24 protein-coding genes, 1 tRNA gene and 1 pseudogene are annotated in these 21,867 nt (G+C 64.4%); 11 read left to right on the forward strand and 15 right to left on the reverse strand.

Going from position 1 to position 21,867, the window contains the following annotated elements:
• Window positions 1–52 precede the first annotated feature (52 nt).
• Entirely contained in the window at window positions 53–700 is a 648-nt protein-coding gene (locus AC0L3J_RS13395; RefSeq protein ID WP_473347289.1) for an HAD family hydrolase, read from the forward strand.
• Window positions 701–731: 31 nt separating this feature from the next.
• Here AC0L3J_RS13395 and AC0L3J_RS13400 read toward each other — a convergent pair whose 3' ends face one another.
• The 8 genes from AC0L3J_RS13400 to AC0L3J_RS13435 form a co-directional block, all read right to left on the reverse strand.
• The gene (locus AC0L3J_RS13400) at window positions 732–1,700 is read right to left on the reverse strand and encodes an ABC transporter ATP-binding protein (RefSeq protein ID WP_473347290.1); all 969 of its coding nucleotides are present in this window, start codon (window positions 1,698–1,700) and stop codon (window positions 732–734) included.
• Window positions 1,697–2,692, reverse strand: a complete 996-nt coding sequence (locus AC0L3J_RS13405; protein ID WP_473347291.1) for an ABC transporter ATP-binding protein — start codon at window positions 2,690–2,692, stop codon at window positions 1,697–1,699. The genes AC0L3J_RS13400 and AC0L3J_RS13405 overlap by 4 nt, the downstream gene beginning before the upstream one ends.
• Complete coding sequence (locus AC0L3J_RS13410; RefSeq protein ID WP_007597392.1) at window positions 2,692–3,609, reverse strand: ABC transporter permease; 918 nt, start codon at window positions 3,607–3,609, stop codon at window positions 2,692–2,694. Before AC0L3J_RS13410 ends, AC0L3J_RS13405 begins: the two co-directional genes overlap by 1 nt.
• Entirely contained in the window at window positions 3,575–4,534 is a 960-nt protein-coding gene (locus AC0L3J_RS13415; RefSeq protein WP_106941042.1) for an ABC transporter permease, read from the reverse strand. The genes AC0L3J_RS13410 and AC0L3J_RS13415 overlap by 35 nt, the downstream gene beginning before the upstream one ends.
• A 28-nt stretch (window positions 4,535–4,562) precedes the next feature.
• Window positions 4,563–6,353 (reverse strand): peptide ABC transporter substrate-binding protein, encoded by a 1,791-nt coding sequence (locus AC0L3J_RS13420; RefSeq protein WP_456767518.1) that lies wholly within the window; start codon window positions 6,351–6,353, stop codon window positions 4,563–4,565.
• Window positions 6,354–6,614: 261 nt separating this feature from the next.
• On the reverse strand, window positions 6,615–8,033 hold the full coding sequence (locus tag AC0L3J_RS13425) for a M20 family metallopeptidase (RefSeq protein WP_473347292.1): 1,419 nt from the start codon (window positions 8,031–8,033) through the stop codon (window positions 6,615–6,617).
• A 153-nt stretch (window positions 8,034–8,186) separates the two neighbouring features.
• Window positions 8,187–8,576, reverse strand: a complete 390-nt coding sequence (locus tag AC0L3J_RS13430) for a hypothetical protein (RefSeq protein ID WP_473347293.1) — start codon at window positions 8,574–8,576, stop codon at window positions 8,187–8,189.
• Complete coding sequence (locus AC0L3J_RS13435) at window positions 8,573–9,190, reverse strand: hypothetical protein (RefSeq protein WP_473347294.1); 618 nt, start codon at window positions 9,188–9,190, stop codon at window positions 8,573–8,575. Before AC0L3J_RS13435 ends, AC0L3J_RS13430 begins: the two co-directional genes overlap by 4 nt.
• A gap of 269 nt (window positions 9,191–9,459) precedes the next feature.
• Here AC0L3J_RS13435 and AC0L3J_RS13440 point away from each other — a divergent pair, with 269 nt between their 5' ends.
• The 3 genes from AC0L3J_RS13440 (at window position 9,460) to AC0L3J_RS13450 (ending at window position 11,819) form a co-directional block, all read left to right on the forward strand.
• Window positions 9,460–10,431, forward strand: a complete 972-nt coding sequence (locus AC0L3J_RS13440) for a S1C family serine protease (protein ID WP_473347295.1) — start codon at window positions 9,460–9,462, stop codon at window positions 10,429–10,431.
• 28 nt (window positions 10,432–10,459) lie between these two features.
• On the forward strand, window positions 10,460–11,530 hold the full coding sequence (locus AC0L3J_RS13445; RefSeq protein WP_473347296.1) for a phospholipase: 1,071 nt from the start codon (window positions 10,460–10,462) through the stop codon (window positions 11,528–11,530).
• A gap of 82 nt (window positions 11,531–11,612) precedes the next feature.
• On the forward strand, window positions 11,613–11,819 hold the full coding sequence (locus AC0L3J_RS13450) for a hypothetical protein (protein WP_027514183.1): 207 nt from the start codon (window positions 11,613–11,615) through the stop codon (window positions 11,817–11,819).
• An 81-nt stretch (window positions 11,820–11,900) separates the two neighbouring features.
• On the opposite strand, the gene AC0L3J_RS13455 is transcribed toward AC0L3J_RS13450, so the two are convergent.
• The 3 genes from AC0L3J_RS13455 to AC0L3J_RS13465 form a co-directional block, all read right to left on the reverse strand.
• Window positions 11,901–12,560: a DsbA family protein gene (locus tag AC0L3J_RS13455; protein WP_473347297.1), complete on the reverse strand. Its 660-nt coding sequence runs from the start codon at window positions 12,558–12,560 to the stop codon at window positions 11,901–11,903.
• 98 nt (window positions 12,561–12,658) lie between these two features.
• Window positions 12,659–13,135, reverse strand: coding sequence for a PaaI family thioesterase (locus AC0L3J_RS13460; protein WP_456767511.1), 477 nt, complete (start codon window positions 13,133–13,135; stop codon window positions 12,659–12,661).
• A gap of 3 nt (window positions 13,136–13,138) precedes the next feature.
• Window positions 13,139–13,567, reverse strand: a complete 429-nt coding sequence (locus AC0L3J_RS13465) for an acyl-CoA thioesterase (RefSeq protein WP_473347298.1) — start codon at window positions 13,565–13,567, stop codon at window positions 13,139–13,141.
• A gap of 108 nt (window positions 13,568–13,675) precedes the next feature.
• Here AC0L3J_RS13465 and AC0L3J_RS13470 point away from each other — a divergent pair, with 108 nt between their 5' ends.
• Window positions 13,676–14,224, forward strand: coding sequence for a TetR/AcrR family transcriptional regulator (locus tag AC0L3J_RS13470; protein ID WP_473347299.1), 549 nt, complete (start codon window positions 13,676–13,678; stop codon window positions 14,222–14,224).
• Window positions 14,225–14,271: 47 nt separating this feature from the next.
• On the opposite strand, the gene AC0L3J_RS13475 is transcribed toward AC0L3J_RS13470, so the two are convergent.
• Window positions 14,272–14,763, reverse strand: a complete 492-nt coding sequence (locus AC0L3J_RS13475) for a hypothetical protein (protein ID WP_007615347.1) — start codon at window positions 14,761–14,763, stop codon at window positions 14,272–14,274.
• Between the two features lie 202 nt (window positions 14,764–14,965).
• On the opposite strand from AC0L3J_RS13475, the gene AC0L3J_RS13480 reads away from it, so the two are divergent.
• Together AC0L3J_RS13480 and AC0L3J_RS13485 are read left to right on the forward strand one after the other, a co-directional pair.
• The gene (locus AC0L3J_RS13480; RefSeq protein WP_456767509.1) at window positions 14,966–15,247 is read left to right on the forward strand and encodes a PsiF family protein; all 282 of its coding nucleotides are present in this window, start codon (window positions 14,966–14,968) and stop codon (window positions 15,245–15,247) included.
• Between the two features lie 97 nt (window positions 15,248–15,344).
• Window positions 15,345–16,430 (forward strand): AbrB family transcriptional regulator, encoded by a 1,086-nt coding sequence (locus AC0L3J_RS13485; RefSeq protein WP_473347300.1) that lies wholly within the window; start codon window positions 15,345–15,347, stop codon window positions 16,428–16,430.
• A gap of 3 nt (window positions 16,431–16,433) precedes the next feature.
• Here AC0L3J_RS13485 and AC0L3J_RS13490 read toward each other — a convergent pair whose 3' ends face one another.
• Window positions 16,434–16,973 carry a disulfide bond formation protein B gene (locus tag AC0L3J_RS13490; RefSeq protein WP_473347301.1) on the reverse strand — a complete coding sequence of 180 codons (540 nt, stop codon included), beginning with the start codon at window positions 16,971–16,973 and terminating at the stop codon, window positions 16,434–16,436.
• Window positions 16,974–17,126: 153 nt separating this feature from the next.
• Between AC0L3J_RS13490 and AC0L3J_RS13495 the strand changes: the two genes are divergently transcribed.
• The 3 genes from AC0L3J_RS13495 to AC0L3J_RS13505 all read left to right on the forward strand — a co-directional run bounded on the left by AC0L3J_RS13495 (window position 17,127) and on the right by AC0L3J_RS13505 (window position 18,102).
• Window positions 17,127–17,211, forward strand: a tRNA-Leu gene (locus tag AC0L3J_RS13495).
• A 193-nt stretch (window positions 17,212–17,404) separates the two neighbouring features.
• Window positions 17,405–17,707 carry a hypothetical protein gene (locus AC0L3J_RS13500; protein ID WP_473347302.1) on the forward strand — a complete coding sequence of 101 codons (303 nt, stop codon included), beginning with the start codon at window positions 17,405–17,407 and terminating at the stop codon, window positions 17,705–17,707.
• Between the two features lie 161 nt (window positions 17,708–17,868).
• The gene (locus tag AC0L3J_RS13505) at window positions 17,869–18,102 is read left to right on the forward strand and encodes a hypothetical protein (RefSeq protein WP_473347303.1); all 234 of its coding nucleotides are present in this window, start codon (window positions 17,869–17,871) and stop codon (window positions 18,100–18,102) included.
• Window positions 18,103–18,166: 64 nt separating this feature from the next.
• Here AC0L3J_RS13505 and AC0L3J_RS13510 read toward each other — a convergent pair whose 3' ends face one another.
• Entirely contained in the window at window positions 18,167–19,999 is a 1,833-nt protein-coding gene (locus tag AC0L3J_RS13510; protein WP_473347304.1) for a caspase family protein, read from the reverse strand.
• 236 nt (window positions 20,000–20,235) lie between these two features.
• On the opposite strand from AC0L3J_RS13510, the gene AC0L3J_RS13515 reads away from it, so the two are divergent.
• Window positions 20,236–20,754 (forward strand): Ig-like domain-containing protein, encoded by a 519-nt coding sequence (locus tag AC0L3J_RS13515; protein WP_473347305.1) that lies wholly within the window; start codon window positions 20,236–20,238, stop codon window positions 20,752–20,754.
• A gap of 32 nt (window positions 20,755–20,786) precedes the next feature.
• On the opposite strand, the pseudogene AC0L3J_RS13520 reads toward AC0L3J_RS13515, so the two are convergent.
• A pseudogene (locus tag AC0L3J_RS13520) lies at window positions 20,787–21,867 on the reverse strand (caspase family protein); the annotation flags it as partial.

Consider the following 21,867-nt stretch of genomic DNA (forward strand, 5'->3'; position numbering starts at 1 on the left):
GGCCCGATTTGTCGCCGGCGCTTCAGCGCGGTATGGCTTGGATCACGGCCGGATGTTCGGCCCATCCGAGAGTGCCGCTGTGACTGGTAGAATCAAGCTCGTCCTCTTCGACATGGACAATGTCCTTTGCGACTACGACAGGGCAAAGCGTGTCGCATGGCTGGCGAAGCTTGCGGGGACGACGAGCGAATCCGTCCACAAGGCGATCTGGGACAGCGGCTTCGAGCTGCTCGGCGATTCCGGCACTCTCGATGCCGCGGACTATTTGCGGGGTTTCGGCGACCGCATTGGCTATCCGCTGTCACTGGACGAGTGGATCGAGGCGCGACGCCGGTCAATGCAGGCCGATCATGCCATGCTGGAGATTGCCGGCAGCTTGCGTCAAACCGTCGACATTGCCGTCCTGACCAACAACACCACGCTGGTCGCCGACCATATCGCTGCGCTGCTGCCGGAATTGCCGCCGCTGTTCGGCGCGCGGATCTACGCCTCGGCCCGGTTCAAGACGGCGAAGCCGGACCCGCGCTGCTACCGCCTCTGTCTGTCGGAGCTCGACGTCAAACCGGAGAGTGTCCTGTTCGTCGACGATCTCATGGCCAATGTCGCCGGCGCGCGGGAGGCGGGCCTGTTCGCGCATCACCACACCTCGGTTGAGGCTTTCAGGCAGGCCCTTTCGGAGCACGGCTTGCTTCACGCTTGAATGCGCGCTCCGGATTTCTCGGCGTCAGGCGTCAGGCGAGATGGCACGCCACAAAGTGCCCGCCCGCTCCTTCCTTCAGCTCCGGTGCGCTTTCCGCGCAACGTGGCTGGGCGATAGGACAGCGGGTGTGGAAGTGGCAGCCCGACGGCGGCTTCATCGGGCTCGGAACGTCGCCCTTGAGCCGGATGCGCTCGCGCTTGAGCTTCGGATCGGGCACCGGCACCGCTGATAACAGCGCCCTCGTGTAGGGATGCTGCGGATTGCGGTAGAGGTCGCTGGCCTTGGCGAGTTCGACGATACGGCCAAGATACATCACCGCGACGCGGTCGGAGATGTGCTCAACCACCGACAAATCGTGCGCGACGAAGAGGTAGGTGAGGTTCAGTTCGGCTTGGAGATCTTCCAGCAGGTTGATGACTTGCGCCTGGATCGAGACGTCGAGCGCGGACACAGGTTCGTCGCAGACGATCAGCTTCGGCTCGACCGCGAGCGCGCGCGCGATCACGATGCGCTGGCGCTGGCCGCCGGAAAACTCATGCGGATAGCGCCGCATGTGCTCGGCCTTGAGCCCGACCTTCACCAGCAGGCTCGCGACGCGATCCTCGCGCTCCTTGGCGGATGAGCCGAGCTTGTGGATGATCAGCGCCTCGCCGAGGATGGCGCCGACCGTCATGCGCGGGTTGAGCGAGGCGAACGGATCCTGGAACACGAGCTGCATGTTCCGCCGCATCGCGCGCAAATCGGTGCCGCTGAGCTGGCCGACATCCTGGCCGTCGAACACGACCTCGCCGTCGGTCGGCTCGATCAGGCGCAGCACGCAGCGTCCCGTCGTCGACTTGCCGCAGCCGGATTCGCCGACGAGGCCTAGCGTCTCGCCGCGGTTGACGGAGAACGAGACCCCGTCCACCGCATAAACGCTGCCGACCTGTCGCGACAACAGTCCGCCATGCACGGGGAAATATTTCTTCAGGCCGCTGACGCGGAGCAAGGGCTCGGTCATGCTGCGCCTCCCAACTGCGTATCGCCCAGATGACAGGCCATGCGGTGGCCAGGCGCGATCTCGCGCAGCAGCGGCTCCCTCTCGGTGCAGACGCTCATCGCGTGGCGGCAGCGCGGCGCGAAGCGGCAGCCGACCGGCGGATTGATCAGGATCGGTACCGAGCCGCCGATCGCCTCCAGCCGCAGCTTGTGCTCGCTGGCGAGATCGATGCGTGGGATCGAGCGGATCAGTCCCTGGGTATAGGGATGGCCGGGATTGCCGAACAGCTCGTCGACGGACGCCTCCTCCACCACCTTGCCGGCATACATCACGACGACGCGCTGCGCGGTCTCGGCGACGACGCCCATGGCATGGGTGATCAGCATCACCGCCATGCCGAAGCGTTCCTTCATGTCCTGGAGCAGGTCGAGGATCTGCGCCTGAATGGTGACGTCGAGAGCCGTCGTCGGCTCATCGGCGATGATCAGTTTCGGCTTGCAGGCGAGCGCCATCGCGATCATCACACGCTGGCGCATGCCGCCGGAGAACTGATGCGGATAGTTGTGCACGCGGCCTTCGGCGTTGGGTATCTGCACCAGCTTGAGCATCTCGATGGTGCTCTCGAGCGCCTGTTTCCTGGTGACGTTCTCATGGCGGCGCAGGCTTTCGGCGATCTGCTCGCCGATGGTGAGCACCGGATTGAGCGAGGTCATCGGCTCCTGGAAGATGAAGCCAATCTCCTTGGCGCGGATCTCGTCGAGCTGACTGCTCGTCAGCGGCACGAGATCGCGGCCTTCGAAGATGATCTCGCCCGCCGCGATGCGGCCCGGCGGCATCGCGATCAGCTTCAGGATCGACATCGCGGTGACGGTCTTGCCGCAGCCGGATTCGCCGACGACGCAGAGCGTCTCGCCCCGGTTGATGGAGATATCGACACCGTCGACGGCCTGGAGGATGCCGTCGTCGGTGGAGAAGTGGGTTTTCAGTCCCTTGATCTCGAGCAACGGCGCCATCAGATCACCCGCCGCGCATCGAGCGCGTCACGAAGGCCGTCGCCGATGAAGTTGATGGCGACCACCGCGATGAAGATCGCGCCGCCCGGAAACAGCGCCCAGTGCGGGCCGATGTCGAGAAAATCCTTGGCATCATAGAGCAGCCGGCCCCAGGTCGGCGTATCCGGAGGGAAGCCGAGGCCGAGGAAGGACAGCGTCGATTCCGCGATGATGGCGGCGGCCACGTCGATGGTGCCGGCGATGATCACCGGACCCAGCGCATTAGGCAGGATATGGCGCACCACCTGCCGCACCGGGCTTGCCCCGAGCGCGCGCGCGGCTTCGACGAATTCCTTCTCACGGATCGACAGGAACTGCGCGCGAACGAGGCGGGCGACCGGCATCCAGCGCAAGCCGCCGATCACGAGCACGATCAGGATGAAAATGCCGCCCTCGGGGCCAAACGCGGCCTTCAGCCCGTCGCGGAAGAGATAGATCAGCAGCAACAGGAGGGGCAATTGCGGCAACGACAGAAAGAGATCGGTGAGCCACATCAGCCCATGACCGAGCGCGCCGCGCGACATGCCTGCGAGCGCGCCGATCAGCACCCCGACAAAGACCGAGACCAGCATCGCGGCGAGACCGACCGCGAGCGAGATGCGCCCGCCATAGATCATGCGGGCAAGGATATCCTGCCCGAGATCGTCGGTACCAAAGGGATGGGCCAGCGACGGCCCCTGCATGCCCGCCACGATATCGATGTCGTCGATCTTGACCCGCCAGATAAAGGGGCCGACCACCACCGCCAGGATCAGAACGAGGAGCAGGAACGCGCTGACCACGGCAAGCTTGTGCCGGCTATAGCGCCGCCACGTCTCGCGCCAGGGCGAGTAGACGCGCCGCTCAGCGGAGGGAGATGCGAGGGTCAAGCCAGCCATAAAGAACGTCCGCGATGAGATTGAACAGCACGACCAGGCACGCGAAGACGAAGGTGACGGCCATCACCACCGGCGTGTCGTTGGAAAGGATGGAGGAGATCAGCAGCGAGCCGATGCCGGGGATGCGAAAAATCTGCTCGGTGACAATGGCGCCGCCGAACACCGCCGGGATTTGCAACGCAATCAGCGTGACGACCGGGATCATCGCGTTGCGCATCACATGCTTGATGATCACCCGCCGCTGGCCGATGCCCTTGGCGCGCGCGGTGGTGACATAGTCTAGCCGGATCACGTCGAGCATCGCCGAGCGCACGAAACGCGTCATCGACGCAGCCTGGAACAGGCCCAGCACCGCCACCGGCATGATCGCCTGACGGATCGTCTCCGCCAGCCAGTGAATACCGGTGCCCTTGATGTCGGTCGTGTAGACGAAAGGCAGCCAGTCCAGCGTGACCGAGAAGATCAGGATGAACAGGATGCCGGTGAAGAAGGTCGGCAGCGAGAAGCCGACAAAGGCGAGCGTGTTGGCAACCTGGTCGAACAGCGAATAAGGTTTCGTTGCGGCATAGACTCCGACCGGGATCGCGATCAGGAGCGCCAGAATCTGCGCCGAGCCGATCACGTAGAGCGTCGTTGGCAGTCGCTGGAGAATGAGCGTGTCGACGTTCATCCGGCTGACAAAGGAGAAACCCCAGTCGCCGTGCAGCATGGCGTTGAGCCAGTGCAGGTAACGGAGGTAGATCGGATCGTCGAGGCCGAACTTCGCCCGAAGCGCGAGAGCGACTTCGGGCGGCACGTTCGGATTGGTCGCCAGCTCCGAGAAGGGATCGCCCGGGGCTAGTGCGAGCACGACGAACAGCACCAGCGAAATTCCGAGCAGGCTCGGAATCGCGATCAGGAGGCGACGCAGGACATACTGGCTCATGAAGAAGGACCGCTCTAGGCGTGCGTGATCATTCTTCGCGGTACCAGTCGAACAAATTGTCGGTCTCGTTGGCCCAGCCGGAAACGACCGGGCGCAGGTTGTTGGCGGCTGCCTCCACCTTCAGGCGGTGCTGCACCGGGATGAACACGATGTCCTGGTACATCAGGTCATTGGCCTTGATGTAGAACGCCGCGCGCTTGACCGGATCCATCTCGCCATCCGCGGCCAGAATGGTCGCGTCGTATTCCTTGTTGACCCAGCGCGGGAAGTTGGTGCCCTGCCACTTATTTTCCTTGGTCGCGACGAGGTTCGAAAGATAGCGCCGCATGTGTTGCGACGGATCGGGCTGGCTCAGCGGGATCTGGAACATCTCCATGTCGGCGTAGAACTTGGAATAGGTATCGGGATTGCCGACGTCGGAGGAGAAGAACACGGAGGCGACGACCGATTTCAGCTCGACGTCGATGCCCGCTTTCTGGCAGGCCTGCTTGACGATGGCCTGCGTCTTCTGGCGCGGCCCGTTGATCGCGGTCTGGTAGAGGAGCTTCAGCTTCTTGCCGTCCTTCTCGCGGATGCCGTCGGCGCCCGGCTTCCAGCCGGCGTCGTCCAGGATCTTCGAGGCCTTCTCCACGCTGAACTCCCACGAGGTGTTCTTGGACACGAATTTTTCGGGCCCGTTGAGAAAGTTGGCGGTGGTGCGGCCGGCGCGGCCGTAGATCGCCTTCTTGACCGACTCGCGATCGATCAGCAGCGAGAGCGCCTTGCGCACCGCCGGATCGGAAAACAGCGGGTGCTTGGTCTTCATCGAGGAGCGTTCGCCATCGACCTCGGTGTTGGGATCGGTGAAGTTCAGTGCGATGAATTCGGTGTCGCCGCCGACGGCGTAGACGGTCTTTCCCTTGCCGCCCTTCTCCAGGCGCAGCAGCACGTCGTCTTCGACCTGAATGTTCCACCCGAAATCATATTCGCCGGTCTGGATCACCGCGCGTGCGGCAGAGACGGCATCGCCGCCGCCCTTCATCTCGATCGAATCGAAATAGGGCCGGTTGGCCATGTGATAATCGGGATTGATCACGCCGCGGACAAGATCGCCCGGCTTGAACTCGACGAACTTGTAGGGGCCGGTGCCGACCGGCGAGAGGTTGGTCGGCGCCTCCCGCGATTTGGACCCCATGTAGTCTTTGAACAGATGTTTCGGGATGATGGTATTGGGAGCCCCGACAAAGGCGTCGGCCCAGAACGGCGTCGGTTTATTGAAGAGGATGCGGACCGTGAGGTCGTCCACCTTCTCGACCGTGATGTCGCGGAGCGTCGCGATGGTCAGCGCGGAGGTCGCCGGATCCTTGGCATATTCCCAGTTGAAGACGACGTCGTCGGCTGTGAACGGCGTGCCGTCGTGCCATTTGACGCCGGGCTTGAGCTTCCAGGTCACCGACTTGCCGTCCGCGGCGAGGCCACCGTTCTGGATCGAGGGAATTTCGGCGGCCAGAACCAGCTTCATGTTGCCGTCGGGATCCCAACAGGCGAGCGGTTCGTAGAACAGGCGCGCGCCGTCCTGGTCCTTGGTGCCGGTGGCGAAATGCGGATTGAGCAGGGTCGGCCCCTGCCACCACAGCAGCTTGAGCGCACCACCACCGCCGCGCTTGGTCGGCTTGTAGGTCGAGACGCCCTCGGCCATCGCGACGCCGCCAAGCGCGAGGATCTGGTTCGCCAAAGGCGCAGTGAGACCCACGGCAGCCAGGCGCTGAATGAAGCCGCGGCGATCCATCCGCCCGTCCTTCACGTCACCGATCATCGAACGCAGTTCTTTGTCCAGCATGGTTGTCCCCGTCTGGTTCCCGTATGGATGCAGGCGGTCGCGCGAGGCAACCACCGGGCTTGGCTGGCGGTAGATGGCACACCGAATGGGGTGCGCGTCAACTGCGACCGTGTGTATGCAAACGGTCTTCTGACTGTCTGTTGGGCAAAACCATATTCCGCAGCCCATCCGTTCGGCAATCCAGCATCAAAACACGCTGAATTCCGCGCTGCACTGCAGAAAATTTGATCGCCGCATCAGACGAAGTATCGAGGCGAAATTCTACGCCACGGACATGTCGAGCGGCGGCGCGACGTGGTCTGGCAGCGGACAGACGTAGGGCGTCTTGGCCGTCCGCTTCTTAAGGTCAGCCTTGGCAGCCTTGATCAGCTCCGGGTCCGTCAGCGCCTTGATGCCGATGCCGGCCATCGCCTTGGCGGCCTGCACCATGGCTTTGTGCGCATGCGCGCTCTTGCCCTGCGCGACCACCTGCCAGGTGTGGAAGGGTGTGCCGATTGCAACCGTGGGTGCGTGGACCTGCACGGTCGGCACCACCCAGCTCACGTCGCCGACGTCGGTCGAGCCAACCTGCGGGTTACGCTTGGCATCGAGCGGCACCAGGAAGTCGGCCAGCGGCCGCTCGGTCGGCTCCATGCCAATCGCATAATAGACCGCGGCGATGTCCTTGTCGCTCAGCGTTGCGCGGATTTGGGTCGCGAAGTTCTTGTCGGCGTCGTCGAAATGCGGCGGGCCGAGCTCTTCCATGATCCGGTGCAGCGCTTGCTCCAAGGGAGCATTGGGCAGGATGTTGGAGACCGCGGAAACGATCTTCATCTCCATCTTGGTCTCGGTCATCAAGGCTGCACCCTGCGCGATCTTGTTCACGCGCCCGACCAGCTCGTTCATGCCGGGCAGGTCGCGGGCGCGGATCGAATAGCGCACACGCGCGTGGGCCTGCACCACGTTCGGCGCGATGCCACCGGTATCGAGCACCGCGTAGTGGACGCGCGCATCGCTCGGCATGTGCTCGCGCATATAGTTCACGCCGACATTCATCAGTTCCACCGCGTCGAGCGCGGAGCGGCCGAGATGCGGCGAGGCCGCCGCATGCGAGGTGCGGCCGGTGAAGATGAAATCGGCGCGGGTGTTGGCGAGTGACGGCGTCACCGCCACCTCCCAGAAGCTGCTCGGGTGCCAGGTGATGGCGATGTCGGCGTCTTCAAATGCGCCGGAGCGCACCATGAAGGCTTTTGCCGCGCCGCCCTCCTCCGCGGGGCAGCCGTAATAGCGCACGCGGCCCGGCACCTTGTTCTCGGCAAGCCAGTCCTTCACCGCGGTCGCGGCCAGCAGCGCCGCCGAGCCGAGCAGATTGTGACCGCAGCCATGGCCGTGGCCGCCGGTCTCGACCGGACGATGCTCCGCGACGCCCGCCTCCTGGCTGAGGCCCGGCAGCGCGTCATATTCCCCCATGAAGGCAATGACCGGTCCGCCCTCGCCCCATTCGCCCATCACCGCGGTCGGGATGCCCGCGACCTGCTCTGTGATGCGAAAGCCCTGATGACGCAACTCGGCAAGATGCTCGGCGGCGGACCGCGCCTCGGTGTAGCAGACCTCGGGCATGCCCCAGACCTTGTCGCTGAGGTCGATGAAACGTGCCTTGATCGTGTCGATGCCACGCCAGATGTCGCTGCGGTTGTCCATGCTTCGGTCCGTGATCCCTAGGTCAAACGAAGCGGCAATGGTTAGCAGCTTCGGCATGGTCCGCCTAGCAGCGGCGGGGACACCAGCCATGCGGCCCCGGCAGGGTCTCATAGCACGGCTCAAGGCGATTGGCCTCGCGAAGCCGCGGCGAGACTACATTCTCGGCCTCGACAGCGCGTCTTTGCTCACGAACAGGAGGCGTCGCCGAAAGGCCGTCGGGCTCTCGGCAACCAGCACTCCCTTCAGAGATTGCAGACCCCCTGCGAAGAATGGTTCGCGAAGCCCGTTGCCGTGAACCTCGGTCCATTCCGGTATTTGTAATCCGTAAACGCGCGCAAGGTGCTCCGCCACTGCAGCCGCATAGGCGTCGTGCACGGCATCGATCGAAGCGGGCCGTTCCTCGATCGCCTCCCGGCGCGCGTGCGGGTTCGTGTAAAACCAATCGAGAAATTCGCGGAGCGACGGGTCAAACTTCTGCTCGCCAGCTTTTGCGCGGCGAACCACCTCATTCAGCGTTGCGGGCTTCTTGTCAAACAGGCTCATGGCTGACTCGGCAAAGAGGGCGTTTGATCATTGTCGGGGCCAACTTCGAGATTTGAAAAAATCTCCTCAAGACCCAACCGTGTTTTGGGTTGAAGCATGTTTTGTGGATAAAATTTTTCGACCAGCGTCAACGCCTCCTGGCTATTCTTGATACCGATGGCGCGGGCGAGGAGCTTGATATCGTCGATGTCTGAGTTCGATTCGACGCCACCGACACGCATGGCGCGGCATTTCATGGCGAACAGGTATTCCGGTCTTGCCGTATAGACCCGGAGGCCGGGCTCGTCCTCAGCTGGATACGTCTTAAACAAAGCCTTCACATCCGGATCAGCGTCCCTCTTGCTCAGCCACCCCTTCACACCATCGTTCAACCAGTTTTCGTCCCACCCGAGCTCCTCGGCCATCTCGGCTGCCAGCTTCTTAATGAACCCCCCGTTTCCTTCAAATACCGCATCGACGTCTCCGGTGTTGATCTGCCGGTTCAAGGTCAGCAGGAGGGCCGATCCACCGTAGATCACGATTTCAACGGTGCGACCGGCCGCAAAAGCCCTCCGGCCGAGTTCAGCCAGCGCATACTCCAGAGTGGATCTATCGAAATTCTTGTCGTCGCTCATGGTTTCTTCCGCGGCTCGCAGAACGATACGTCTGCAAAAGAAGGCCGACAATAGCCTTCCGCACCCGGCAGCTCGCCGGCCATCGAAACGACTGGGGAATAGACCGATCCAAGGGGCGTTCCTGCCTGGACTTGCGAGGATCGTGCTCAATCTCCTGCAAATGGTCGCGACAAGTCTTTAAAATCGATCATTCGCAGCTTAGATTAATTCTGCTTCGTGCGTCGTTCCGCTAGCCACAGCGGAGCGATGCTCTCAGCCAGGAGAACTCGATGCCCGCCCTGACCGAATGGAGAGTGCCGCCGGCCAATCAACCGCGTGCGAGCGATTACGGTTTCGATCTGGACCGCGCGCTCGCCTCCGTCGTCGGCCTGCATGCCATCATCCCGCCGGACGCCTTCAGCGCCGAGACGCTGGGGACCGAACGCGCCGGCAACGGCGTCGTGATCGACGATGGGCTGGTGCTCACCATCGGTTATCTCATCACCGAGGCAGAGTCCGTGTGGCTGCATGTCGGAGACGGGCGCGTGGTGGAGGGACATGTGCTCGGCTTCGACGCCGTCACCGGCTTTGGCCTGGTGCAGGCGCTCGGCCAGCTCGACGTTGCCCCCTTGCCGCTCGGTGTCTCGGCCGAGACCAGGCTCGGCGACCGCGTCGTGGTCGGCGGCGCTGGCGGACGCACGCGCTCGGTCGCGAGCCAGATCGTGGCCAAGCAGGAATTCGCCGGCTACTGGGAATATCTGTTGGACGAGGCCATCTTCACCCATCCCGCGCACCCGAACTGGGGCGGCACGGCGCTCCTCAACGAGCGCGGCGAGCTGATCGGCATCGGCTCGCTCCAGCTCGAACGCGAGCGCGACGGCAAGGCCGAGCACGTCAACATGATCGTGCCGATCGACCTGTTGAAGCCGATCCTCGACGATCTGCGCAGGTTCGGTCGCGTCAACAAGCCGGCACGGCCGTGGCTCGGACTCTTTTCGACCGAGATCGACAACCGCGTGGTGGTGATCGGGATCTCCGCCAATGGTCCCGCCGCCCGCGCCGAGCTCAAGACCGGCGACGTCATCCTCGCGGTCGACGGCGAGAAGGTCACAAGTCAGACCGGCTTCTACAAGAAGCTGTGGGGCCTCGGCGCTGCCGGCGTCGACGTGCCGCTGACGGTACATCATGAAGGCGTCACCTTCGATGTCACAGTGACCTCGACCGACCGCTTCAAGCTCTTGAAGGCGCCGAAGCTGCACTGACAAGGCGAACTGACGCAGGGAAACGACGATGAGCGAGGCCGTCGTTGACGACATCTTGGCCGTGCTGCCGCCGCTGCTCAATGCGCTGGAAGCGCTCGCCTTCTTTCAGCGCAACCTGCACCCACCGGCCTTCGGCTCCGTGATGAACGCGATCGGCGCTCCCGACGAGGCGTTGCAAACGGCGCGCGCGGCAATCGGAGAATGGCCGGAGCAGTTTACCGGACTGCGCCAGCGGCTCGATCGTGCCTGCGACGAAACGTTCGCCGCCTTTGCCGGCCTGCGCGAGGTCGAGCGTGGCAATGGCGACCTCGTCGCGGTCTTCCGCGCGCTGCGCCATCTGCCGCGCGCGCAGGAGGCACTCTATCCGCTGGCCGTGCAGTTTCCGCCGGTCAGCAGCTTCTTCCTCAACGCCGCCAATCGCGAGAACGCCGACCTGTTGTCACGGCTCGAAGCCGGCGCGGACGCGCACACCGGCATCATCCACGATCAAAACGAGCCCGGCAGCCGCGGCGGCTATTCGGTCTACGTGCCCGAATATTATACGCCCGATCGCGCCATGCCGCTGGTGATGGCGCTGCATGGCGGCAGCGGCAACGGCCGCGGTTTTCTGTGGAGCTGGCTGCGCGACGCCCGCAGTCTTGGTGCGATCCTGGTGGCGCCGACCGCGACCGGCCCGACCTGGGCGCTGATGGGTGACGATTCCGACACGCCCAACCTCATGCGCATTCTCGATACCGTGCGCCACCGCTGGACCATCGACGCCTCGCGCATGCTGCTCACCGGCATGAGCGACGGCGGCACCTTCTGCTACGTCACCGGGCTTGACGGCGCCTCGCCCTTCACGCATCTCGCGCCAGTGTCGGCGACCTTCCACCCGCTGATGGCGGAGATGGCCGACGCCACACGCCTGCAGCGCCTGCCGATCTTCATCACGCACGGCAAGCTCGACTGGATGTTTCCGGTGCAGACCGCGCGGCAGACGCAGGCAGCCCTCGCCGCCGCCGGCGCGAATGTCACCTATCGCGAGATCGACGACCTCAGCCACACCTATCCTCGCGAGATCAACGCGGAGCTGATGCAGTGGCTGAACGGAGAATGAACAACCTCTCCTTACCTGCGCCGCACTGTCGCGGAACAATCGATCCGGGTCGACGTTATCGCCCGTCATTGGAGGTTTCGCGATGCGGATGTTTCTTGGAATGATTTTGGGCGCGCTGCTGCTCGGCTGCGGCGTGTATGTCTATGACTCCATGCAGACGTCGTCGGTTGCCAATGGCGAGGTCGCGACCACCAATCGCACCATCGTGAACTGGGATGTCGCCAAGGCCGATTGGGACGCGCTGCGCGATCGCGCGCACAAGGACTGGGTCCGCATCTCCTCGAAGTAACGAGGTGGCATCATGATGAAATGAGGCGCCGTCGCGGGTCCGCGGCGGCGCCTTCGTATTGCGCGGCGAATATCGCTCGGCTCAGTTCATCTTGGCCTTGCGGGCGTCGGCGATGACCTGCTCGAACTCGTTCATGCTGAGCACGCCCGGTACGCGGTACTTGCCGACGATGAAGGATGGCGTGCCGCGGAAACCGAAGGCTTCGGCCTGCTCGTTGTTGCGCTTGAGCACGGCGTCGATGTCCTTGGCGTGGTCGGCGAGATCGCGCTTCAACCGATCCATGTCGACGCCGGCGGCCGCGAGCAACTCGTTGATGCGTGGCTCGGTCAGGCGCGAGCTGACGCCCATCATGGCGTCATGGGCCTGGTGGTATTTGTCCTGGAATTTCGCCGCGAGGGCCGCCCGCGCCGCGGTGACCGAGACCGGCCCGAGGATCGGCCAGTCCTTCATCACCAGCCTGACCTTGCCGTCGTCCTGGATGACCTGACGCAACTCGGGCTCGAGCTTGCGGCAATAGGGGCAGTTATAGTCGGACCATTCGATAATGCTGACATTTCCGTCGGGATTGCCGGCGACGGGAACATCCGGGTCGCGCAGCACCTTGGCTTCGGTCAGCACCTCGTCTTCGTCGGTCGCCGCGCGCGCCGCGGTGATCCCACCCGCGACAAGGGCGCCCGCCCCGATCAGCGTCAGCGCCGCGCGCCGCGTCGGCACAAGGCCCTTATTCCTGAATCCAGCCATATCTCTTTCCATTTCGGTCCCATCTCCGGCGATACGGTTCGAGACTGGGAATTGTTACAGCTCATATAGAGTGTCGCGGCGCCGATGTCATGGCCACGCTATGCGGGTATCGGGGTCGGCGCTTGCGCAGCCGCAACGCGGGGCAGCATTGCCATCAGCGTCCCGGTCATCGTGGCGATCAACGTGACCTTGCCGTCGTGCTCGGCAAACGCCTTGGCCTCGCAAAAGGTCAGCGTGCGGCCTGGCTTGACCACCTCGGCCTTGAAGACGAAACGCTCGCCCCGTGCCGGCGCGAGCAGCGTGGTCTTGAACTCGACGGTGAGGATATCGGCCTCGCGCGGCATCAGGGTGAAGGCGGCGACACCACAGGCATTGTCGAGTCCTGCGGTAATGATGCCGGCGTGGACAAAGCCGTTCTGCTGTGTGAGGGCCGGCGAATGCAGCATGGCGAGTTCAGCCTCGCCCGGCGCAAGGCGGACGATCGCGATGCCGAGCGTGTGCATTGCCGGCTGGCGATCGAACATGGCGATGGCAGCCGCGCGATAGCCCGGGTTCTTCGGCTCGTATGCGGCCATGGCTCAGGCCTCCGCCGGCTCGGCGAGATGTCTCAAGGCGATCTCGCGAATGGCGTCCGTGAACGGCACCGATTTGCGCTGGCTGCGGTCCATGTGCACGCCCGTGATCTCGCAGAACGCGGCGATCTCGCCGGTCTCGGCATTGGTCATGTCGTGCCGGAAGCGGATCGATCTGTCGCGGATCTCGAGCAGATGGCTGCGGATCTCGACGATGTCGCCGGCGAGCAGTTCGCGCTTGTAGGTGATGTTCTGCTGCACGGCGGCCATGCCGCGGCCGGAGCCGCGCAGATAGCTCGGCGTCAGCCCGAGGCGGGCGAACAGATTCCAGTTGGCCTCGTCGAATTTGCCGACATACCACATGATGTTCATGTGGCCGACGTGATCGCACTGCCACGGATAAACCGTGCCGCGATAGGTCGCCTCCTGCTCCATCGCAATTCTCCTGGCCTTTTCTGGCTTTGATTGTTGATACGGTAGCGTATCAACCTCCTCCCGCGTTAGCAATACGGTACCGTATCAAGGATCGGCGAGGCTTCCTGCATGAGTGACGGCAAAGGCGATGTCTGGGTCGAGGCAGGGTTCACCGAGCTCGCCCGATCTGGGGTCGAGGGGGTTCGGGTCGAGGTGCTCGCCAAGAATTTGGGCGTCACCAAGGGCGGCTTCTACCGCCGTTTCGCCGACCGTGCCGCGCTGCTCGGTGCCATGCTGGAGCGCTGGCGCGAGGGGCGCTCCACGGCGATCGCGCAGCAGACGAGTCTCGATGGCCAAGAGCCCCGTGAACGGCTGCGGGCAGTGATCCAGCTCTATTCGGAGCGGCTCAATCCGGACGGGATGGCAATCGAGCTTGCGATCCGGCAATGGGCCCGCTCGGACGAGGGCGCGGCGGCAGCGGTGGCGAATGTGGACGCGGCGCGGCTGAAGCACGTCGCTGAACTCTATCGCGCGACCGGCCTCGATACCGAGGCGGCTGAAGCGCAGGCCTTTCTGTTCTACTGCTTCATCTTCGGCCAGAGCCTGCTGTTCGTCGAGCGCGGCCCGCGCAAGCGATCGCAGCTCGTGGCGAAATCGGCCGAGAAGCTACTGGATTAAAGCAAGAGGCCGGAGCCAGGCTCCGGCCTCTGCGTCGTCTTGAAGCCTCAGGCGGCGCCCTTCAGCTTCTTGTTGCATTCGCTGTAATAGCCGCCGCCCTTCTCGATCCACTTCATGCCGCCATTGCCGTTGGTGGTCTTGTTGGCGTTGTACTGGTCGACGCAGGTGTGCAGGCGTCCCTTGCCGGGGGTCTCCTTGGCGTATTTCGGATCGACCGCGTTCGGATAGATCGCGGGGCCGGCCGGCAGGGTCGGCGCGGCAGCCGGGGCGGCCTCCTTCTTCGCCTGCTTCGGCTCGGCGGGAGCGGCGGGCGCAGCAGGAGCGGCCGCGGTCGGTGCAGCCGCTGGCGTCGCATCCGCGCCGCACTGGGCCTTGCGGAAGTCATTCCACTTCGTGGTGCCGAGCGAGCCGTCCTTCTTGGCGGCCTGGTATTTCGCGCTGCACTCCTGCGAGGTCAGCGCCTGCGCCGGCGCACTCGCCACCAGCGCGGCAAAGCCCGACAGCGCAACTGCACACAGCAACTTTGATTGAATGGTCATCCTTGGTCTCCTCCTTGATCTTCCCCGAGGGAAGTGAACCGAGGATTGCTATCCTAGCGTGCCGCCCGCTCGCGACAAGGAAGCGATGGCTGCTGCCGCCAAAATATAGTGATCCCCCACGTTCGAATTATTCATGTCGCGTTCAGCAACGCCAGCCGACTTTCGCGCCCTTCGCAATTCCCGCAAGATAGAGTGCAGCACAATGACCTTCACCTCCCGCCTCGCCGTCGTCGCTCTCGCCTCGCTGCTCGCCACCGGCACCGCCTTCGCACAGACCGCCGCGCCGGCAGCAAAGACCGACACCAAGACCACTACCGCCCCCGCCGACAAAAAAGCGCCGAAGGAGCACTCGGCCGAGTCACTCGAATGCTCCAAGCAGGCGGATGCCAAGGCATTGAAGGGTAAGGAGCGCAAGAAATTCCGCCGCGAATGCATGAAGGAAGCCAAGGCCGGCGCGACCGCTGCCCCTGCTGATAAGAAGTAAACCCGTCACGATTTTCGCCGGCTTCGGGAGAGGCGCGCGCATTGCGGCATGACGTGGCCGCAATTGTGCGCCTCTCGCTGATTTGCGATAAGGCGGTGTGAAGCAAATCACCGCCTCCCTGCCGTTCGAATGGCCGAGCCGTGCCAAGATCTTGAGCACGGTGGAAACGCTTGTCATCGGCACCGCCGGGGGGCTCGTGTTTCTGCTCGCGGGCCTTCCGGGGGGATTGATCTCGGGCTCCATGATCGCGGTCGGGATCGCTGCGATCGCCGGTCGCCAGCTGACGCTGCCGCCGATCCTGACCCAGACCGTGCTGGTGCTGCTCGGCATTTCGTTAGGATCAGTCGTCTCGCGCCACCTGCTTCAACAGGTCGGTGCCTATCCGCTCACCATCGGGCTGCTCGCGCTCGCGACCTTCTGCTCGACCTTCGGCTCCAGCTATTATCTCCAGCGCATCCACGGCTGGGACCGCACCTCGGCCTTCCTCGCCGGCAGCCCCGGCGCGCTGTCGCAGATCACGATTTTGGCGGTCGAGCGCGGCGCCGACCTGCCGGGCATCGCGGTGGTGCAGACCATGCGCGTGATCATCCTCACCGCAGCGCTGCCGATGGTGCTGGCGTTCGCCGGCGTCGCCCCCTCCGTCGCGCCGTCGCTGACGACGACCATCGCCTCACCGCTCGACCTGGTCGAGCTGGTCGCGGCCTCGCTGGCCGCGGCACTCCTCCTGCGGCTGATCAAGTTTCCGGCGAGCTGGATGTTCGGTGCGATGATCGGCTCAAGCGTGCTGCATGGCGCAGGCTGGGTCGAGGGCGGCCTGCCGGACTGGGTACGCGGCGTGGCGCTGGTCGGCATCGGCGCCCTGATCGGCAGCCGCTTCGCACGGATGCGGATCAAGACGCTCGCCGGCCACATCAACGCGGCGCTGGGCTCGTTTGCCGTCGCCATCGCCGTCTCCGCGATCTTCGTCGGCATCGTAGCGCTCACCACGCAGGTGAAATTCTCCGACGTCGTGGTCGCCTATGCACCGGGCGCTATGGACGCCATGCTGGCGCTGGCCCTGACGCTGCACATCGACCCGATTTTCGTCGGCGCCCATCACCTCTCGCGTTTCGTCTTCGTGACGATCGCGACGCCGGGCATCGTGCACCTGTTCGGCCGGACGCAGGACGACGTGGATGATTGAGCCTTAGCGCTTTGCCGTTGCAACGAATCCCCACGCGGCGATCGCAGCCATCAGGAGCGAGATCAGCAAATTGTAGCCGGCAAGCGAGAGGCCGAGGAAGCGCCACTGCACCTCGTCGCAGCGGACCACCTTCACGGTGTCGAGCCGCGACAGCAGGTCGGTGGCGCTGCCGAGATTGACGACGGGACCGGAGCAGTCGGTCGGCCCCTTCCAAAAGCCCCATTCGACGCCGGCGTGATAGGTGCCGAGTCCGGCATTGGCGAGGCTCGCCAGCACAAGGATCGCAAGGCCAGCGAACAGCAGCGGCCTCGGTGCACCGCCCCGCGCCGCGAGTGCGATGAGCAGGCCGAGCGGGATCGCGAGGTAATAGGCGTAGCGCTGCTCCAGGCAGAGCGGACAGGGCACGATCCCGAGCACCAGCTGGAAGAACCAGGCGCCCGCGATGGTCGCGGCTGCAATCAGCGTGACCGCGAGCGAAGCGACCAGCGCGGGGCTCGTGGCCGCCGGTTTGAATGCAGGTATTGCGGCACTCTGACTGGTCACGGCGGCCTCTTCCGGATGGATGCGGACTAAGCCTCTAGCCCCGCCCCATGCGGCTGTCGAGAACGGGCGGGATCACTTTGGCGCGGGTTGACCCGGTCCGGTCCATGGCTATAGTCCGCCGGCTTCGCGACGCCCGCTTAGGGCCGACCGAGGGCCCCTGTGGCGGAACTGGTAGACGCGCTCGACTCAAAATCGAGTTCCGCAAGGAGTGCTGGTTCGATTCCGGCCAGGGGCACCAGCCTTCGCTGCTTCGCAGCTACGGCTTGGCAAGCCGGGCTAAATCCTAGCCATGCGAAGCAGCGAAGGCTGTCCCGCCGAAGCCATGGCGAAGGCGGACTGGTTCAACGAGTCCAGTACCTCCCCCTCCCTGGCAATCGTCACATCCCACCTGTATAAACCGGTAGCTTCTTCCGCAATTCGAAGGAGCTCATATGAACGACCTGCACACGTGGCTTTCGCAACAGCACCACGGCCTGCGCACCTTCCGGATCTTTCAGCAAAAGCTCGAGACGCTCGGCCGCGACGACCCCGAACAGCGCGGCCTGTGCCGTCTGTTGAGCGGTCTCGTCGGCAGCTATGTCGAGACCTTCGATGAGGCCCCGCTGCCCGTCGAGGTCGCTGACGGCGCCTATCATCGCCTGCTGGCGCTGGTCGCAAACATCGATCTCGAGGGCGACACCAGCCGGCGGCTCGCTGACATCAACCGGGTTGCGACCTGCGAACTCTGGCAGTGACGAGAGCGGGCCGCCATACGGCTCGCATCCGCATCCCTGGGGACACTTCGCCAGGAGAGGGCCGCGTGCTTCCCTGCACGAGCCTTCCTCGACGGGTTCGACTTCGCAGAGCCAGTCCCTATATCGTGCGGCAACGTATGTTGATGCAGCGAGCAGCTTCGATGGCCAGGAGACGCGCGACGGAAGCGGAAGCCGACGATCTCCCCCGCTTCTTCGTCTGGGTCCGGGGCCTCGAAGGCCCCGAACCGCAGAAATGGATGGCGATGGATTTCGGCGTCGGTGACTGGAAACGGCCGCTCGTGCTCGCCTATCTGGCGCTGCCGGAGGGCGAGCGACACTTGCCGTTGTCGGCGCTGGCCCGGCGATATCCGCCGCCGCGGGGAGAGGCTTCGTAGACGGGCCATCCTGGACGGACGCGAGGATCTCGCCGGCCCTCAACCCAGGGCCAGCACCGCCGCATCACTGGCAGTACTGCTTTCCGCCATAGGTATAACATTTGCCGCCTTCGTTGCTGGCCGGAGCAGACGGCGCACGCTGGCTCGGTTCTTGGCGAGATACGGCCTTTGGCTTCTGGGGCGGCGGATCGGGACGCCGCTGGCATATTCCCTGGGCATCCAGCACGAAATTGTTGTCACAGACGATCTGGACGCAGCGGTCGCCGACCGCCTTTTGCCCCCTCGCACAAACTAGGGGACAGATGCGATCGGGCCGGGCGCGCACCGCATCGAGCGCGTCGAGGCTTGCGACCTTCACATCGAACTTGGTGCCGGCATAGCTGTTGAAGCTGTCGAGCGCCTTTTGCGACGGGGTCGTCCAGGCGCCATCGGCCGCACCGGGATCGCAGCCGACGCGCTTCAGGTGCGCCTGGAGCAGGCGGGCGACGTCCGCAGGATCCATCGCCGGCGCAGTGGTCGGCACCACGGCGACAGCATGAGGCGGCGCGGCGGGCGGGGTCAGGGCGGCAAGCGTAGCCTGGCGCTCCTTCTCGCGCCGCTCCGCCTCGCGCTTCGCCGCCTCGATCTGTTGCTGCGCATCGAGCGCGGCCTGCTTCTTCGCCTGCTCAACCTGAGCTGCCGCGTCCTCGGCCTGCCGGCGCGCCTCCACAACCTGCCGCCGGGCATCATCGAGCTCGCGCTTGGCCTGGTCTGCGATGCGTTGGCGCTCCTTCTCCAGATCGCGCCGGGCTTGCTCGGAGATCTGCTGCGTGGCCCGTTCGGTCTCGCGCGCCGCCTGCTCCTCGATCTGTTTCCTGAAATCGTCGCTCTTCTGCCGGACCTGCTGCTCAGCCTGCCGCTGTACGGCATCGGCGTTCTCGCTGATTTTTTCGGCGGCATCGAGCTTGTCGAGCGCCGCATGCGCAAAGTTGGCATAGATGCCGCTGGCATGAACGGCGAGAAAGGAAAGCCAAGCCTGCTTGGTACCGGCCTGCGCTGCAAGCTCATAATCCCGCCGGGCTCCCGCGTTCGGATCGACCGGCGGCGCAACCGGCGGCACCAGCGCCACGGTATCGCCGCCGAGCGATCCGTAGACGAAGGGCTCCTGCCGCCGCCCCGTGCTCTTCAGCACCTCGTCGCGAACCCGGCCAAGCGTCAGGCGAAGGTCGAGGCCCGGCGTCGCCAAATGATTGAGAAGCGCGGTCGCAAACGGGCTGTGCGCACCGTCGCCGTCGCCAGCGACCGCGCCGGCCTTGGCGGCGAACGCAATCAGCGTATCCGCCGTCGCAGGCTCGATCTTGGCAAGGCCGCGGTTCATCGAACGCGTGGCGACACTGCGTGTCATCCGCTCCGCAAACGGGTTGTCGCGGCAGGCATCGAGGATGACGAGCCGCAGCCGCTTCGCCGGATTTATCGCCTGGAGAATCCGGTCCAGCGGGACCGCCTCGTCCTCGACGTCGAAATCGCTCTGCAGCCTGGCATCTGCCGGAATCAGGAAATTCGCGCCGTTCACCTCGATGCCGTGACCGGCGTAATAAACTACCGCCATATCGGAATCCGCAGCAACCGCAGCAAAATCGCGCACCGCCTGCCGCATCTCGATGACGCCGAGATCCCGGCGCAGATCGACGACGTCGAACCCCATCCGCTTGAAGACGTCGCTGATAGCGGCCGCGTCGTTGTCGGGATTGGCTAGCCGCGCGACGCTCTGGTAGTTGGACACGCCAAGGACCAGCGCCACCCGCCTGTCGGCCTGCGCGGTCGACGCCGCGACCAGCATCCACAAGACCGATAGCGCCAGCCGGCAGGCCAACCGGCTCGAGCGCAACGTCGGGACTGAAGGGCTCAATCGGACCATGATGCGGGCTTCGTTCCACGCTTCGGCAATGGGCTGCAATCTGTATGAATACTATTTCGGTAGCGGTCCGCCCTTAGGTCTGTGCCATCGGTCACATATCAGCCCGGCCTTCAGGCGGACGGTCGCCGCCGCGCCGCGTCCTGCCGGCGACTCCCTGCCCGAAATGATAGTGGAAGGGGCATGGCATTGGGAAGCCGTCCTGCAACCTTCCGGGGATACTTGCCTCCCTCGGGCGCTTGAGCTTCTATGTCGGCATAAATCGCTTTTGCTTCATTGGCCGCCAAGGGGTTTTCAGACAAGGGGTGTTCAGAATGATCCGTCCTTTCATGACAATTGTGTTGTCGCTCGCAACCCCCGCCTTGTTGCTGCTTTCCGACACTGCGAGCGCCGACAAGATGCGCCCAGGCTACAAGAGCTACCAAAACGCTCACGGTTTGAATGCCAACACCGCTTGCCGTCGCCCGCATTTCAACATCTGCCAGGGTTGCAATGTCGTCATCCCGATGCGGGTCGCGCAGGATCGCGGTTGCGGATTCAATTTCCAGTCGCTGGGTCCGTTCGTGGGCCAGGACGTCGTCGTCGCTCCGGCGAACGGGTCTTACAGCCTGGTCAACTCGACAAAGGCTGTGTACCGGCCGAACTCCGGCTTTACCGGCAGCGACCGCTTCGAGAGCCGTCTCTACTTCGAGGACGGTGCCGGCAAGCGCACGTTCCTGAATCTGAAAGTCAACGTCAACGTCGTTCCCAGCCTGTGAGCTGCCGAGGCACCGTGCCCTCGGCACCGGTCTCAATCGCCCTCACAGCTGCCTCCGCATGAATCGGCTCCGCCGGACGGACGTGCGCGACCGCGCGGGCTCGGCTCCTGGCGCGATACCGCCTTTGGCTTCTGCTGCGGCGGATCGGGGCGCCGGCGGCACACGCCCTGAGCATCCAGCACGTCATTGCCGTCGCAGACGATCTGGACGCAACGATCGCCTTCTGCCTTTTGTCCCTTGGCGCACACCAGCGGACAGACACGATCGGGCCGGCCGCGCACCGCATCGAGCACGTCGAGGCTTGCAACTTTGACGTCGAATTTGGTGCCGGCGTTTCGGTTGAAATTGTCGAGCGCCTTTTGCGACGGCGCCGTCCAGGCACCGTCGGTAGTCCCGGGATCGCAGCCGACGCGCTTCAGATGGGCCTGGAGCAGGCGTGCAATATCCGCTGGATCCATTGCCGGTACGACAACCGGCGCAGGGGCGGGCGCAGCCGGCGGAGTTAGCGCGGCGAGTGTGGCCTGTCGCTCCCGCTCGCGCTGTTCCTGTTCGCGCCTTGCGGCCTCGATCTGCTGCTGCGCGTCCAGCGCGGCCTGCTTCTTCGCCTGCTCGACCTGAAGGGCCGCGTCCTCGGCCTGCCGGCGCGCCTCCGCAACCTGCCGCCGGGCATCGTCGAGCTCGCGCTTGGCCTGGTCGGCGATGCGTTGGCGCTCCTTCTCCAGATCGCGCCCGGCTTGCTCGGAGATCTGAAGCTTGGCCTGTTCGGCCTGGCGCGCAGCCTGCTCCTCGATCTGCTTCTTGGCGTCCTCGTTCTTCTGCCTCGCCTGCTGTTCGGCTTGCCGCCTCAGCAAGTCTGCGTTTTCACGGGCCTTCTCCGCCGCATTCAGCTTGTCGAGGGCCGTATGAGCAGACGTAGCGTAGGGGCCGCTACCGTGAACGCCGAGAAACGAGGTCCATGCCTCCCTTGTGCCGATCTGCGCTGCAAATTCGTAGTCCCGCTGGGACTCCGCGTCCGGATCGACCTTTGGGGCAATTTGCGGCACCAGCGCCACGGTATCGCCGCCGAGCGATCCGTAGACGAAGGGCTCCTGCCGCCGCCCCGTGCTCTTCAGC

Source organism: Bradyrhizobium sp. Kon37, assembly GCF_055807535.1.

Bases quoted from the DNA above. Each gene is read 5' to 3' on its own strand.
- AC0L3J_RS13395 (WP_473347289.1), top strand. From the start codon at position 53: ATGTTCGGCCCATCCGAGAGTGCCGCTGTGACTGGTAGAATCAAGCTC.
- AC0L3J_RS13400 (WP_473347290.1), bottom strand. From the start codon at position 1,700: ATGACCGAGCCCTTGCTCCGCGTCAGCGGCCTGAAGAAATATTTCCCC.
- AC0L3J_RS13405 (WP_473347291.1), bottom strand. From the start codon at position 2,692: ATGGCGCCGTTGCTCGAGATCAAGGGACTGAAAACCCACTTCTCCACC.
- AC0L3J_RS13410 (WP_007597392.1), bottom strand. From the start codon at position 3,609: ATGGCTGGCTTGACCCTCGCATCTCCCTCCGCTGAGCGGCGCGTCTAC.
- AC0L3J_RS13415 (WP_106941042.1), bottom strand. From the start codon at position 4,534: ATGAGCCAGTATGTCCTGCGTCGCCTCCTGATCGCGATTCCGAGCCTG.
- AC0L3J_RS13420 (WP_456767518.1), bottom strand. From the start codon at position 6,353: ATGCTGGACAAAGAACTGCGTTCGATGATCGGTGACGTGAAGGACGGG.
- AC0L3J_RS13425 (WP_473347292.1), bottom strand. From the start codon at position 8,033: ATGGACAACCGCAGCGACATCTGGCGTGGCATCGACACGATCAAGGCA.
- AC0L3J_RS13430 (WP_473347293.1), bottom strand. From the start codon at position 8,576: ATGAGCCTGTTTGACAAGAAGCCCGCAACGCTGAATGAGGTGGTTCGC.
- AC0L3J_RS13435 (WP_473347294.1), bottom strand. From the start codon at position 9,190: ATGAGCGACGACAAGAATTTCGATAGATCCACTCTGGAGTATGCGCTG.
- AC0L3J_RS13440 (WP_473347295.1), top strand. From the start codon at position 9,460: ATGCCCGCCCTGACCGAATGGAGAGTGCCGCCGGCCAATCAACCGCGT.
- AC0L3J_RS13445 (WP_473347296.1), top strand. From the start codon at position 10,460: ATGAGCGAGGCCGTCGTTGACGACATCTTGGCCGTGCTGCCGCCGCTG.
- AC0L3J_RS13450 (WP_027514183.1), top strand. From the start codon at position 11,613: ATGCGGATGTTTCTTGGAATGATTTTGGGCGCGCTGCTGCTCGGCTGC.
- AC0L3J_RS13455 (WP_473347297.1), bottom strand. From the start codon at position 12,560: ATGGCTGGATTCAGGAATAAGGGCCTTGTGCCGACGCGGCGCGCGGCG.
- AC0L3J_RS13460 (WP_456767511.1), bottom strand. From the start codon at position 13,135: ATGGCCGCATACGAGCCGAAGAACCCGGGCTATCGCGCGGCTGCCATC.
- AC0L3J_RS13465 (WP_473347298.1), bottom strand. From the start codon at position 13,567: ATGGAGCAGGAGGCGACCTATCGCGGCACGGTTTATCCGTGGCAGTGC.
- AC0L3J_RS13470 (WP_473347299.1), top strand. From the start codon at position 13,676: ATGAGTGACGGCAAAGGCGATGTCTGGGTCGAGGCAGGGTTCACCGAG.
- AC0L3J_RS13475 (WP_007615347.1), bottom strand. From the start codon at position 14,763: ATGACCATTCAATCAAAGTTGCTGTGTGCAGTTGCGCTGTCGGGCTTT.
- AC0L3J_RS13480 (WP_456767509.1), top strand. From the start codon at position 14,966: ATGACCTTCACCTCCCGCCTCGCCGTCGTCGCTCTCGCCTCGCTGCTC.
- AC0L3J_RS13500 (WP_473347302.1), top strand. From the start codon at position 17,405: ATGAACGACCTGCACACGTGGCTTTCGCAACAGCACCACGGCCTGCGC.
- AC0L3J_RS13505 (WP_473347303.1), top strand. From the start codon at position 17,869: ATGGCCAGGAGACGCGCGACGGAAGCGGAAGCCGACGATCTCCCCCGC.
- AC0L3J_RS13510 (WP_473347304.1), bottom strand. From the start codon at position 19,999: ATGGTCCGATTGAGCCCTTCAGTCCCGACGTTGCGCTCGAGCCGGTTG.